Annotated in this window: 10 protein-coding genes, 1 tRNA gene and 1 pseudogene; 6 read left to right on the top strand and 6 right to left on the bottom strand. The window is 62.2% G+C overall.

The genetic code is table 11. From position 1 onward, the window contains the following. Nucleotides 1–81: 81 nt before the first annotated feature. From LB524_RS10715 to LB524_RS10700, 4 genes and pseudogenes are all read left to right on the top strand, one after another. Nucleotides 82–1,596: pseudogene (locus tag LB524_RS10715) on the top strand (peptide ABC transporter substrate-binding protein); the annotation flags it as partial. A 418-nt stretch (nucleotides 1,597–2,014) separates the two neighbouring features. Continuing rightward, nucleotides 2,015–2,938 (top strand): ABC transporter permease subunit, encoded by a 924-nt coding sequence (locus LB524_RS10710; protein WP_015318681.1) that lies wholly within the window; start codon nucleotides 2,015–2,017, stop codon nucleotides 2,936–2,938. Next, complete coding sequence (locus LB524_RS10705) at nucleotides 2,931–4,052, top strand: ABC transporter permease (RefSeq protein WP_015318680.1); 1,122 nt, start codon at nucleotides 2,931–2,933, stop codon at nucleotides 4,050–4,052. The genes LB524_RS10710 and LB524_RS10705 overlap by 8 nt, the downstream gene beginning before the upstream one ends. Before the next feature lie 17 nt (nucleotides 4,053–4,069). Further along, nucleotides 4,070–5,689, top strand: coding sequence for an ABC transporter ATP-binding protein (locus LB524_RS10700; protein ID WP_224525909.1), 1,620 nt, complete (start codon nucleotides 4,070–4,072; stop codon nucleotides 5,687–5,689). A gap of 39 nt (nucleotides 5,690–5,728) precedes the next feature. Here LB524_RS10700 and LB524_RS10695 read toward each other — a convergent pair whose 3' ends face one another. From LB524_RS10695 to LB524_RS10675, 5 genes are all read right to left on the bottom strand, one after another. Next, entirely contained in the window at nucleotides 5,729–6,064 is a 336-nt protein-coding gene (locus LB524_RS10695) for a hypothetical protein (RefSeq protein ID WP_140618616.1), read from the bottom strand. Nucleotides 6,065–6,209: 145 nt separating this feature from the next. After that, nucleotides 6,210–6,647, bottom strand: coding sequence for a hypothetical protein (locus tag LB524_RS10690; protein ID WP_224525907.1), 438 nt, complete (start codon nucleotides 6,645–6,647; stop codon nucleotides 6,210–6,212). A 2-nt stretch (nucleotides 6,648–6,649) separates the two neighbouring features. Further along, nucleotides 6,650–6,865, bottom strand: a complete 216-nt coding sequence (locus LB524_RS10685; RefSeq protein WP_015318676.1) for a hypothetical protein — start codon at nucleotides 6,863–6,865, stop codon at nucleotides 6,650–6,652. 600 nt (nucleotides 6,866–7,465) lie between these two features. Continuing rightward, on the bottom strand, nucleotides 7,466–7,750 hold the full coding sequence (locus LB524_RS10680) for a hypothetical protein (RefSeq protein WP_140618613.1): 285 nt from the start codon (nucleotides 7,748–7,750) through the stop codon (nucleotides 7,466–7,468). Between the two features lie 640 nt (nucleotides 7,751–8,390). Further along, nucleotides 8,391–8,467, bottom strand: a tRNA-Pro gene (locus tag LB524_RS10675). A gap of 199 nt (nucleotides 8,468–8,666) precedes the next feature. Between LB524_RS10675 and LB524_RS10670 the strand changes: the two genes are divergently transcribed. Both LB524_RS10670 and LB524_RS10665 read left to right on the top strand, forming a co-directional pair. Continuing rightward, on the top strand, nucleotides 8,667–10,187 hold the full coding sequence (locus LB524_RS10670) for a phosphomannomutase/phosphoglucomutase (RefSeq protein ID WP_224525904.1): 1,521 nt from the start codon (nucleotides 8,667–8,669) through the stop codon (nucleotides 10,185–10,187). Between the two features lie 10 nt (nucleotides 10,188–10,197). Next, on the top strand, nucleotides 10,198–12,432 hold the full coding sequence (locus LB524_RS10665; RefSeq protein WP_224525900.1) for a mannose-1-phosphate guanylyltransferase/mannose-6-phosphate isomerase: 2,235 nt from the start codon (nucleotides 10,198–10,200) through the stop codon (nucleotides 12,430–12,432). A 6-nt stretch (nucleotides 12,433–12,438) separates the two neighbouring features. Here LB524_RS10665 and betB read toward each other — a convergent pair whose 3' ends face one another. After that, nucleotides 12,439–13,902: a betaine-aldehyde dehydrogenase gene (gene betB, locus LB524_RS10660; RefSeq protein ID WP_140663187.1), complete on the bottom strand. Its 1,464-nt coding sequence runs from the start codon at nucleotides 13,900–13,902 to the stop codon at nucleotides 12,439–12,441. Nucleotides 13,903–13,918: the final 16 nt, after the last annotated feature.

Raw genomic sequence — 13,918 nt, 5'->3', positions numbered from 1 at the left:
AGAAAGCGAAAACTCTGGGTGCAACCAAAGGGTGCGGTCGATTGAAAACGAATCTCTAATTTAGCCGTTGCTTTCTCGACAATGGGGATTGACTTAGGGTCAATCAGTACTCGGTTGAAAAGAGCTTACCTCCTGTCTAGTCTCCTGCCACCAGCCGCCGGAGGGAACCGGGGGCGCGCTCAAAGGAGCCAGTCATCGGCTTCGGGGCGTCAACACGTAAGGCGCGCCGATGGCAGCGCCGACAGGGAGAACTTCATGCTGAAAAACATGCTGAAGGCGACGGTATTCGCCACCACCATGGCGGTAACCGCCGGCGCATTCTACACGCCGGCTTTCGCGGAGAGTGTCTATAACAGGGGCACCGCCGCTGAATCGGAGTCGGTCGATCCGCACAAGACCTCGACGGTCTATGAAGCCAATGTGCTGCGTGACCTGTTCCAGGGATTGGTCATGCAGGACCAGAAGGCGAACCTCATTCCGGGCGCGGCCGAAAGCTGGACGGTATCGGATGACGGCACCGTCTACACCTTCAAGCTGCGCAAGGACGGCATGTGGTCGGACGGCAGCCCGGTGACGGCGGAGGACTTCGTCTATGCCTTCCACAGGCTGGAAGATCCGGCGACCGGCGCCGAATACGCCTCGATGCTGTATCCGGTTAAGGGCGCGGAGGACGTCAACACCAAGAAGGGCAAGCCCGAGGACATGGGTGTCAAGGCGATCGACGCCGGCACCCTGGAGGTGACGCTGAAGGCGCCGACGCCCTACTTCCTGGAGATGCTGACCCATCAGGCGACCTATCCGGTCAGCAAGGCCTCGATTGAAAAGCTTGGCGCCGACTGGATCAAGCCCGGCAATCTGGTTTCGAACGGCGCCTATACGCTGGCCGAATGGGTTCCCAACGACCACATGAAACTGGTCAAGAATCCCAAATTCTGGGACGCCGCTACCGTCAAGTTCGACGTCGTCAATTACATTCCGACCGAGGATCGTTCGTCGGCGATGAAGCGCTTCGAGGCCGGCGAACTCGACAGCTATGACGATCTGCCGACCGAACAGCTCGCCGACCTCAAGACGAAGTTCGGCGACCAGATCCATGTCGGGCCGTATCTCGGCACCTACTATTATGCCATCAAGACCGACAAGGCGCCGTGGAACAACCCCGAACTGCGTAACGCTATCTCGATGGCGATCGACCGTGATTTCATCGCCGAGAAGGTCTGGCAGAATTCGATGCTGCCCGGCTATTCGATGGTGCCCCCCGGCATCGAGGGCTATACGCCCGCAATGGCCAAATACGCCGACATGCCGCAGATCGACCGCGAGGACGCGGCCAAGAAGATCCTCGAGAAGCTTGGCTACACCCCCGAACATCCGCTGAAGATGGAAATCCGCTACAACACCTCGGAAAACCACAAGAACACGGCAGTGGCGATCCAGGAACAATTGAAGCCGCTTGGCGTCGACGTCACGCTGCTCAACACCGACACCAAGACCCACTACTCCTTCCTCGAGCAGAAGGGCGACTATGACGTGGCGCGTGCCGCCTGGATTGCCGACTATAAGGATCCAGAGACCTTCCTCGGTATCACGCGCAAGGCCAGCGGCAACAACTATTCCAACTACAACAGCCCGCAATACGAAGCGGCAATGGACAAGGCCGCGGCCGCGGGCGGCAAGCCCGAAGAGCGCATGAAGGACCTCTCCGCGGCCGAGCGCATCCTCATCGACGACGTCGGCCAGATCCCGCTTCTCTACTACAGCTACCACGACATCGTTTCCTCGAAGCTGCATGGCTTCGTCGACAATGTGATGGACGTGCATCCGTCGCGCTTCGTCAGCAAGGATTGATCCCTGGCCAAGCCGCCGCGCTCTAAAGAGCGCGGCGGTGCTGGTTTGCCATCGCATCGGCCCGGGAAGCGGAAATCGATTTTCGGAAGAATCCGGTGTGAAGATTTGAAGGCTGGAGCGCAATCGTCCGAGTGGAAGGGCGTGCTCTGGATCAAGTGGGGCACCGATGCTGCGATACGTATTCCGGCGGCTTTTGACCGCCATCCCGACGCTGTTCGTCATCGTGACGATGGCGTTCTTCCTGATGCGCGTCGCGCCAGGCGGTCCATTCAACCAGGAGCGGGGGCTGAGCCCAGAGATCAAGGCCAACTTGGAAGCCCAGTTCGGCCTCAACGATCCGCTCTGGCTGCAATATGTCCATTATCTCGGCAATCTGCTGCGCGGCAATTTCGGCCCGAGCTACAACATGCCGGATTTCACCGTCACCGAACTGTTTGCCAAGGGCCTGCCCATTTCCGTGCAGCTCGGAGCCTCGGCGCTGATCCTGGCGCTGCTGCTCGGCAGCGTGCTCGGCACCATCGCCGCGCTCAACCAGAACAAGCTTGGTGACTATACGGTGATCGCCTTGGCGACAGCCGGCAGCACCATCCCGACCTTCGTCATCGCGCCGGTGATCCAGCTTGTCTTCGGACTGACCTGGAGGCTGCTGCCGATCGGTGGCTGGGGTGACGGCGCCTTCATCAACAAGGTTGGCCCGGTGCTGACACTTGCCTTGCCGCAAATCGCCATCGTTGCCCGGCTGATGCGCGGCTCGATGATCGAATCGCTGCGATCCCATCATATCCGAACGGCGCGCGCGCTCGGCCTTTCCGACTGGTCGGTGGTGGTCAAGCACGCGTTGCGCGGCGCCATCCTGCCGATCGTCTCCTTCACGGGCCCGGCGGCGGCGGCACTGCTGACCGGCTCGGTCATCGTCGAGACGATCTTCTCCATTCCCGGCGTCGGCCGCTATTTCGTCGATGCCGCGCTCAACCGCGATTATACGCTGGTGATGGGAACGGTGGTGGTGATCGCCATTTTTACCATCGTCTTCAACCTGATCGTCGACGTCATGTACGCGGTCGTCGACCCGAGGGTGCGCTATGACTGACATCGCAGCCACGGCCCCCGCAATCGTTGGTCGCTCGCTTTGGGGCGATGCCTGGGCGCGCCTCAAGGCCAATCGCGCCGCCATGTTCAGCCTCTACTACCTCGTTCTCATTGGGATCATCAGCGTCTTTGGCCCGTGGTTCGTGCCGCATCAATACACGACCATCTACGCCGACTATGTGCGCATGCCGCCAAGCCTCTCAGCCTATCCGAAACCCGACATGATCGAGACGGCACTTACCGAAGCGATCAAGCGCATGCGAGTCGACATCAAGGACTGGCACCAGGAGGGGAGCCAGGTCTTCGTCACGGTCAAGTCGACCAAGCCGATCGACGACCGCAACATCCGCTACCTCGACCGTTCCGATGCCTTCGATGACACCAAGATCGAAAACAAGTCGCCCGACGGCCTCGAAGTAACGATGAGCGCATCGGTCAAGCAGCAGTATTTCCTGTTCGGCACCGACAATACCGGCCGCGATCTTCTCTCCCGCACGCTGATGGCCGGGCGCATATCGCTGGCCATCGGTCTGCTGGCCGGTGTCGTGGCGGTGGTGATCGGCGTGATCTACGGCGCCGCCGCCGGCTTTTCCGGCGGCAAGGTCGATGAAGTGATGATGCGCATCGTCGACGTGCTCTATTCCTTGCCGTTCATCTTCTTCGTCATCATGCTGGTGGTGTTCTTCGGCCGCAACTTCGTGCTGATGTTCCTGGCGGTCGGTGCCGTGCTGTGGCTCGACATGGCGCGGATCGTGCGCGGCCAGGCGCTGTCGATTCGCCGGCAGGAATATGTCCAGGCGGCGGAAGCCATGGGCATTGGCCAGCGTGGCATCCTGATCCGCCATGTCATCCCGAACCTGCTTGGCCCGGTGGTGATCTACATGACGCTACTGGTGCCGCAGGTCATCATCCTGGAGAGCTTCCTATCGTTCCTCGGGCTTGGCATCCAGGAGCCGATGACCAGCTGGGGCGTGCTGATCTCGGTCGGCGCCAAGAACATCGGCACCGCCAACTGGCTGCTCCTGTTTCCCGCCTTCTTTCTGGTCTCGACGCTGTTCGCCTTGAATTTCGTCGGCGACGGCCTGCGCGACGCGCTCGACCCACGGGATCGATAAAGATGGGGACCGCTGAAATGGCTGCTTCCGAAACGATCCTCAGCGTCAAGGACCTTCGCGTCCGCTTCCGCACGCTCGACGGTACGGTCGAAGCGGTCAAGGGAATCAACATCCACGTCAACGCGGGCGAAACGGTTGCCGTGGTCGGCGAGTCCGGTTCCGGCAAGAGCCAGACGATGATGGCGGCGATGAGCCTGCTGGCCTCCAATGGCGAAGCGTCAGGCCATGTCGACTATCGCGGCCGCAACCTGCTGACCCTGAGCAAGTCCGAGCTGAACAAGGTCCGCGGCCGCAAGATCAGCATGATCTTCCAGGAACCGATGACTTCGCTCGATCCGCTCTATTCGATCGGCAACCAGCTGATCGAGCCGATCCGCCGCCATCGGGGCCTGAGCGCCGCCGCAGCGCATGAAGAGGCGCTCAAGCTGCTGCGGCTCGTGCATATTCCCGATCCGGAGCGACGGATGAAATCCTATCCGCACGAAATGTCCGGCGGCCAACGCCAGCGCGTGATGATCGCGATGGCGCTCGCCAATGACCCCGACATCCTGATCGCCGACGAGCCGACGACGGCGCTTGACGTCACCATCCAGGCGCAGATCCTGATGCTTTTGGCCGAACTGCAGCGCAAGCTCGGCATGGCGATCGTCTTCATCACCCATGACCTCGGTATCGTCCGGCGCTTTGCCGACCGTGTCTATGTCATGCGCCAGGGCGAGGTGGTCGAGGAAGGCGAGGCGGAAGCCATTTTTGCCAATCCGCGGCACGCCTACACCAAAATGCTGCTGGCGGCCGAGCCGACGGGAACCAAGGCGCCGCCGCCAGCCGATGCGCCGGTGGTGCTCGAAGGTAGGAATGTCGAAGTCACATTCAGGATCGGCGGTGGGTTTCTGGCCGGCGAACCGCTGATGCTGCGGGCCGTCGATCACATCTCGATCCGGCTGCAGCGCAACCAGACCATCGGCATTGTCGGCGAATCCGGCTCGGGCAAGTCGACGCTCGGCCGCGCCTTGCTGCGGTTGCTGCCGAGCGATGGGCTCATTCGGTTCGGCGATCGCGATATCTCCACTGCCGACCGGCAGCAGATGCGGCCACTGCGGCGCCAGATGCAACTCGTCTTCCAGGACCCGTTCGGCTCGCTGTCGCCGCGCATGACCGTCGGTCAGGTCGTCACCGAGGGGCTGCTGGTGCATGAGCCCAACCTTTCAGGAAAGCAGCGCGACCAGCGCGCGGTCGAGGCCCTGCGCGAGGTCGGCCTCGACCCCAATGCCCGCAACCGCTACCCGCACGAATTTTCCGGCGGACAACGGCAGCGCATCGCCATTGCCCGCGCCATGATTCTGAAGCCGAAGATGGTCGTGCTGGACGAGCCGACATCGGCGCTTGACCGCTCGGTGCAGAAACAGATCGTCGAACTGCTGCGCAAGCTGCAGGCCGACCACGAACTGTCCTACCTCTTCATCAGCCACGATCTGTCGGTCGTGCGCGCCATGGCCGACTACATCATCGTCATGAAGCAAGGCAAGATCGTCGAAGAGGGGCCGACGGAAGAGATCTTCAGCAATCCACGGGCGCCTTATACGCAGACGCTGATGAACGCCGCGATCGACGTCACACGGTTTCGACTGAGCGCGTAAGGCGCCGGCAGGGGCAATTGTCGTGGCGTCGTCTGTCGCTCAGCTCGCGCACTTGCGTGCGCGCACAGCGACAATGGCATCCTGCTGTCGCTTCAGCCGGTCGATCCTGGCCGTTTCACGGTTGGCGACCGCGGTCTTGACGCGCGATCCGCCCAGCAGCCAGCGCGGCACGCTGGTGTTGGCGACCTTGCCGCGGGTGATCGCCGTCTGCGAGATGTCGCGCGCGCTGCTTCCCAGCGCACTGTTGAGGTCGCTACAGCTCATGCTCTCGTATTTGGCCGGATCGGCCGTCCTGCCGATCGATGAGCATCCGGCAGCCATGAAGGCCGCAGCCAGAAGAGCGGGTGCCGACCTTGTCCTTGAAATCAAACTCATGCGCGCGTCCGGCCCGGCCGTTTTTGCCGCCTCCCTGATCTTCATCGATCAACCTAGCGCTGATAGCCAATTCGTCAAAGTTTCACCGGCCGGCCAGTGCTCGCGTTCTGCACTGGCTATCGGCCAATTATCGCTGTCGGAATTTTTACGCTGCTTGGGCGGCCAATTCGGTCATGGAGTCACAACCGCCGAGCATCATCTGGGCAATGTCGGTCGCCTTGTCGTCGACATGCGCCGTCACCAGCACAATCCCCCCGCCAATACTTGGCCGCTCGGGTCTTCTGGCGGCCGCGACAATGGCTTCGAGCAATCCGCCAAGGCCGCCGCAGAACACGCTGGCCAAGGCTATTGCCGATAGGCCGGTCGGAAAAAGGTTGATGTCGTAAACAGCAACGGCGCCGAGGCACGCCAACAGCCCGGCGGCAGCGCCCAGCATGACACCCGGAGACCTCAGGACATCGATTTCGTCACGATAGGGCCCGATAATGGCGACCTGTACGCGCGGAACCCCGGCCGCCAACAGGTCGCCGGCAATCCGCGCCGCTTCGGCATGGGATTCGAAAAGCTTACTGATTGTTGGCATGGTTACTCGGACATCGCGTCCGTCAGCGTGTCGGTAACGAAGGATGCGGCGATCAGATCGTCGCCGTCGATGCGGCCTCGCCCGCCTTCAATCACGGCCGCTACCTTTTGGAAGGTCTTCATTTCACCCTCGGTGATCTGAGCGTGTTGCATTCTGGTTTTGAGGCTATCTATGCGCATCCCCAACACATGGGATGTTACAGTCTCATGGTTCGACATGGTGGTGCTCATCCGTTCCCGCTTCGCTTGGTTTTCCCGCGCCCGATCTCGAACTTGGGCCGAGCGGAAACGTTCCCAGGGCAGGGCTTCGGTCGGGCGGAGGTCGGACCTAAGTCTGGGCCTGGAACGCATTGGTCTTGCCAAGCGGGCCGGCCGGAACAGTCGCTCTTCGTCACCGTTGTCTGCTGCAAATACCGGAGGAATTTGATGGAGAAGAGTGTTGGTCAGGCGCGCTGGTTGCTCGCACCGATTTTCGCGGTTGCCATCACCTTCATGGTGGCTGGAATAGTCCTCAGCTAATCTCTTGGCACATTAGCGCAGCCCAGTTCTTTCCCAGGCCGATAGGCTTCGTGAGCGAGCATGGATCTGGCGAACCCTGAAGTCTTGGCCAGGCCAGCTCAAATGACCTGGTCACCGAGCAGAATTCCCGCGACTTGCTTCCGAGCGGTATGGGAGATTCGAAGTTGAAACGATCGCTTCGCATGGCTGCATTTCAGCCGCGGGCGAGAACTCGAAGCTATTCGCATGAAACGCGCGCGAGCGTGCTGGGCAAAGTCACCTGGTGGCCGGGCTCGCGAGAGCCGGGCCACCAGTTGGGCATCAGTAACCGCCGTTTTCCATTACCACCGGATGATGGTGACGGTGGTGGGTGGAAACGGAGCCGGTGACGACGACTGCATTCCGATCGTGATGCCGGCGGCCATGGTCATAGAACGCCACCGTCCCGTGGTGTCGGTGATGCAGGCGCTGGCCTTCCTCATTGATGATCCTGACGTTGTGGTGGTGCCGATGGTGGGTCCTGATGACGACGTCGGCCTCGGCTGCCGAAGCCAAAGCGGGCAATCCCATTGAAAGCGCCAAAGCGCACATGATCATTGTTTTCATTGCAAGTTCTCCAACTGCTTTGATTAGCCCTTCGTTGGTTACAACTGCTGCTGATCCCTTTGGTTCCGGTTCCCGGGGGACAGCCGCACGCAAGCGAAGGGCTGGCTATCGCGTCGCCACGATTGGCAAAGAGGAGGCTTGCTTCCGGCCATCTGCGCAGGCGGCGGCAAACGTCACCCGCGTTCTGTCACTGCCAGGGAGGAACGCTCTGTCGCAATTGTTAAGACAGTTCGCCCACCTGTCGCCAGATCCCCGTCAGGCGACGGAACATTAGGCCGGCCTAACAGTTCTTCCCGCAGCGGACATCACGGTTTGGTGTTCGCTGAAGATCAGCAGGCAAAGGCTGATCGGCCCGCGTCCTCCGCCAGAGGCGCGGGCTTCACCAGGCAACAGGAGTGAGATTATGAACAACATCATTTGGCTTGTGGGAGCGGTGGTCGTCGTCATAGCGGTATTGAGCTTTTTCGGCCTGCGTTAAACGCCTGCATATGGGGGCAGGGACTTCGTGGCCCATGCCCCCAAAGAGGAACGAATCTCGTGTCCGTTCCCTAGGAACAGACATCATCTTGGACAAGGCTCTATCTCTGGTGAATCTCGGGTGGAGCGCCAAAGTCGGGATGCGCTAACACATTGTTTTTTCTGGTCGGAGTGGCAGGATTTGAACCTGCGACCCCCTCGTCCCGAACGAGGTGCGCTACCAGGCTGCGCTACACTCCGTGACCAGATCGCGGGCTTATAGCCGCCACACATCGTTCCTGCAAGCGGCAATGGCAGCCCTTCTGTCGCATTTCGTCCGCTTTCTGCGGGCGTTGCCGGAAGGCCCGAATTTCCATCCGGGATAAACGTGGCTTAAAGCCTTGTGTGCTAAGCCGCTGCCTTGATGGATCGTATTTCTGCCGCTAGGAGCCCTGCCGTCTTGCCCCTAAAAATCGTCGGCGAAGCGTGGCCAAACAGCTTCGAATTCGAAACCGCGGCGCTGATCAAGCCATCCGGTTTTCGTGAATATGATGCGCGCTGGTGGTTCGGCCATCCCGGTTCGGCAGTGCCGCCTGAACTCAATCTGATCGGGGTCCAGGCGCTTGGCATGGGGCTCGGCACGCTGATCCGGCGGCTCGGCGCCGGGCCTGATATCGTCACCGGGCATGATTTCAGATCCTATTCGCTCGGCATCAAACTGGCGTTGGTTTCTGGACTGATGGCGGCCGGCGCACGGGTGAAGGATATCGGTCTGGCGCTGTCGCCGATGGCCTATTTCGCGCAGTTCGCGCTGGAGACGCAGTCGGTGGCCATGGTCACCGCCTCGCACAACGAGAATGGCTGGACCGGCGTCAAGATGGGAGCGGCGCGGCCGCTGACCTTCGGCCCCGAGGAGATGAGCGCGCTGAAGGCGATCGTGCTGGCCGCCGATTTCGACCTTACCGGCGGCGGCTCCTATGATTTCGTCGACAATTTTCGCGCCACCTATCTCGACGATGTGACAAGGGACAAGCGCATCACACGAAAGCTGAAAGTGGTCGCCGCCTGCGGCAACGGCACTGCTGGCGCCTTTGCTCCGGAAGCCCTGCAGCGCATCGGCTGCGAAGTGATCCCGCTCGATGTCGAGCTTGATCATACGTTTCCAAACTACAACCCCAATCCGGAAGACATGCAGATGCTGCATGCAATCCGGGACAAGGTGCTGGAGACCGGCGCCGATGTCGGGTTGGGATTCGATGGCGACGGCGACCGCTGCGGTGTCGTCGACAATGAAGGCAACGAGATCTTTGCCGACAAGGTCGGCGTCATGCTTGCGCGGGATATTTCGCGGCTCCATCCGGGTTCGACCTTCGTCGTCGACGTCAAGTCGACCGGACTGTTCAACACCGACGCGGTGCTGCGCGCCAATGGCGCCGTTACCGACTATTGGAAGACGGGCCATTCCTACATCAAGCGCCGGGTTGCCGAACTCGGCGCGGTCGCCGGCTTCGAAAAATCAGGCCACTTCTTCTTCAACTCCCCGATCGGGCGCGGCTATGACGACGGACTGGTCACGGCAATCGCCATCTGTCAGATGCTGGACCGTAACCCGGCCAGTTCGATGGCCGATCTCTACGGGGCACTGCCGCTGACCTTCGGCACGCCCACAATGTCCCCGCATTGCGCGGACGATGTGAAGTACGGCGTGGTCGAGCGGGTGGTCTCCGATTTTCAGGCGATGAAGCGGGACGGCTCCAGTTTCGCCGGCCAGAAGATCGTCGACCTTGTCACCGTCAATGGCGTGCGCGTCGTTGCCGAGGACGGTACCTGGGGTCTGGTGCGCGCTTCGTCGAACAAGCCGGAACTGGTCGTGGTCGTCGAAAGTCCGGTCTCGTCCGAGCGTCGCCAGCAGATGTTCGATGCCGTCGATGCTGTGCTGCGCCGCAGTCCGGAAGTCGGCGCTTACAACCAGACTTTTTGACAGGGCATCCATGGGCCAGCGCATCGTCAGTTTTATCATGAGCGGCGGCGTCGGCTCTCGGCTGTGGCCGCTGTCACGCGAGGACAATCCCAAGCAGTTCCACGACCTGTCGGGCGACGGTTCCATGCTCGCCAAGACCTTGCGCCGCCTGACGGCGAGACCGGCTGGCGAAACGCCGATCTTCCTGATCGCTTCGGAGCGTCATGCCGATCGTGTCCATGCCGACTTGGCCGGTCTCGATCTTGCCGGCGGCGGCCCGCTGTTCGAGCCGGCGGGACGCAACACGGCCGCCGCCGTCGCACTGGCGACCCTGCGCACGCTGTCGGAATTCGGCGACAGCCTGGTTCTGGTGGTGCCCTCGGACCATGAAATAGCGACGGCAGGGCAATTCTGGCAAAGTATCGAGGCGGGATCGCAGGCGGCGCGCGCCGGCCGTCTGGTGGTGTTCGGGATCAAACCGACCCAGCCGGAAACCGGTTACGGCTATATCGAGGTATCGGCCGAGAAGGGCGGGGTGTTCGACGTTTCGCGCTTTGTCGAGAAGCCCGACCTTGCGACGGCCAACGACTATCTCAAGGCGGGAAATTTCTACTGGAACACCGGCATCTTCCTGTTTCGGGCCGGTGCCATGCGCGACGCCTTCAAGACATTCCAGCCCGACATTTGGCACGCCACCGAAGCGGCCTACGAGGCGGCCACGACGGACCTGTCCGGCCTCTATATGCCGCTGGAACTTTACGCGGCGATCCCGTCGAACTCGATCGACTATGCCATCATGGAGCGGGCAAAAAACATAGCCATGGTGCCGGCCGGCTTCCGCTGGAACGATCTCGGCTCCTGGCAATCGCTCCTCGATGTCGGTCCCGCCGACGACCGGGGCAACGTCGTTGTCGGCGATGTCGTCGCCATAGATTGCGAGAATTCCTATATCCGCAGCGACGGCCGCCTGCTGTCGGCGATCGGCATGAAGGACGTTGCCATTGTCTCGACGGCGGATGCCACTTTCGTTGCCCCGGTGAGCCACAGCCAGCACGTCAAGAAGATCGTCGAACAACTCGAAAAATCGGGACGGCTGGAAACCAGGTTCACGCCGACGCATGACCGCGTCATCGAAAGTGGCGCCTGGCGGCGGCGCGTTCATCACTGGCTGTTCCAGGAGACCTTGCCGTTGTGGTCGACATCAGGCGTCGACGAGCGCCACGGTGGCTTCCACGAGGCGCTGGGTTTCGACGCCAAGCCGCTCGTCAAGCCGAAGCGCATGCGCACCCAGGCCAGGCAGGTCTATGCCTTCGCGGTTGCCAAGGAGCGCGGTTGGACCGGGCCGGCCGACCGGCTGATCGCGCATGGCATCGACTTCATGGCGGGGCAGGGCCGCACCGAACGGGGCGGTTGGGTGCGCACGCTGAATGTCGATGGCTCCGTCGCCGATCCCGTCGAGGACGCCTACGATCATTCCTGCATCCTGCTGGCGCTGGCGCATGCGCATATGTCGGGCAATGCCGACGCCTTGCGGCTCGGCCAAGAGACCTTCACCTTCCTCGATGCGCATCTGGAGGACAGCCGCATGACCGGCTTCCTCGACACCTCGGACGGGGCGGGCGAGCGACGCTCCAACCCGCACATGCATTTGCTCGAAGCTTTCCTGGCCTGGCACCAGGCAACCGGTGAGCGTGCGCATCTGCGTCGCGCGTCGCGCATCATCGACCTCTTCCGCAGCCATTTCTTCGACGCCGAGAGCTGGACGCTCGGCGAGTATTTCGATGCAGAATGGAAACCGGTACCGGGAGAGAAGGGGAGCTGGACCGAACCTGGCCATCACTTCGAATGGGCATCGCTGCTGGTCGATTTCGCCGGCCGCAGCGGCCAGGCCGAACTGAGCGTCTTTGCCCGAAAACTCTACGCCTCGGCAATCGCCAATGGCCTCAACCGGGCCACTGGCCTTGCCTATGGTGCAGTCTCGCGGCAAGGACTGCCGCTCGACCTGATATCGCGCAGCTGGCCGCAGGCCGAGGCGCTCAAGGCGGCGATCGCCCTGGATGGCTCGGGCGGCCCCGATCTGAAGCCGGAGATCGAGGCGAGGGTCGGCCGGCTGTTCCGCTGGCACGTCGACCCGGCGCCGCTCGGCCTGTGGATCGATCGCATCGACGAGCGCGGCCGCTCGCTGGCATCTGACGTGCCGGCGAGCATCTTCTACCATCTGGTCTGTGCGCTGACGCAGTATCTGGATGGAACGGCGGAGAAGTAGGCGGGATCAGTACGGACTGGCGACGTCCCCGGTCTCGACATAGATCGACTTCAGCTGCGAATAGAGCGCCAGCGCCGCCAGCGAGTTCTCCCGCCCGATGCCCGATTGCTTGACGCCGCCGAAGGGAATTTCCACCGGTGTCAGATTGTAGGCATTGATCCAGCAGGTTCCGGCCTGCAACTCGGCGATGACGCGGTGGGCGCGCGGCAGGTCGCGCGTGAAGACGCCGGCGGCAAGACCGAACTCGGTGTCGTTGGCGCGGTCGATCACCTCGTCCTCGCTGTCGAATTTCAGCACGCTCATGACCGGGCCGAAAATCTCCTCGCGGGCGATCCGCATCGTGTCGGTAACGGCGGTGAACACGGTCGGCTCGACGAAGAAGCCGCCCTGGAAGCCCTGCAGCGACGGCACATTGCCGCCACAGGCCAGCGTCGCCCCATCGTGCTTGCCGGCCTCGATATAGCCGACGACTTTGTCTTGCTGTGCCTTGGAGACCAGCGGCCCCATCTGCGTTTCCGGGTCGAGCGGATCGCCGATGCGGATTTTCTTGGTCCGTTCGATCAGCCGCTCGACAAAGCGGTCGTGAATGCCACTCTGGACGAAAACGCGCGTGCCGTTGGAACAGATCTGGCCGGTCGAATAGAAGTTGCCGAGCATGGCGCCGCCAATCGCATTTTCGAGATCGGCATCGTCGAAGACGATCAGCGGCGACTTGCCGCCGAGTTCCATCGTCGCGTGCTTCATCCTGGAGCCCGCTAGCGACAGCACCTTGCGCCCGGTCGGCACCGAGCCGGTCACCGAGACCTTGGCCACGACATCATGGCCGACAAGGCCGGCGCCGACGTCGCCATAGCCTTGCACGACGTTGAACAGCCCGTCGGGCAGGCCGGCTTCCGAGTAGATCTCGGCCAGCGCCAGCGCCGAAAGCGGCGTGTTTTCCGATGGCTTGAACACCATGGCATTGCCCATGGCGAGTGCGGGTGCGGATTTCCAGCCGGCGATCTGGATCGGATAGTTCCATGCGCCGATGCCGACACAGACGCCGAGCGCCTCGCGGCGCGTATAGGCGAACGGCCCGCCGAGGTCGACCGCTTCGCCGTTGAAGACAGCGACCGCGCCGGCGAAATATTCAAGGCAGTCCGCAGCGGAAGGTGCATCCGCCACCAGTGTCTCCTGGATCGCCTTCCCGGTGTCGAGCGTCTCGATGCGGGCAAGATCGGCGTTGCGGGCGCGCAAAATGTCGGCGGCTCGGCGCAGGATGCGGCCGCGCTCGACCGGCTTAAGCCGCGCCCAGGCCGGCTGTGCGGCGCGGGCGGCCTCGACCGCCAGTTCCAGCACGTTCGGCGTCGCCGATCGCAGCATGGCGATGGTCTCGCCCGTGGCCGGATAGATCACCGGCAGCGGCGCGCCGCCTTCGTCCTCGATATAGCGTCCGTTGACATAGTGCGAAGCCGTGGGCTGGGCGCGCATGGGAGGTCTCCAATCG

The sequence above is a fragment of the Mesorhizobium sp. ESP6-5 genome (assembly GCF_020164695.1).
Taxonomy (GTDB): domain Bacteria; phylum Pseudomonadota; class Alphaproteobacteria; order Rhizobiales; family Rhizobiaceae; genus Mesorhizobium; species Mesorhizobium australicum.
The sequence above is the reverse complement of the archived record's forward strand: the minus strand, read 5'-3'. Positions and strand labels throughout refer to the sequence as shown.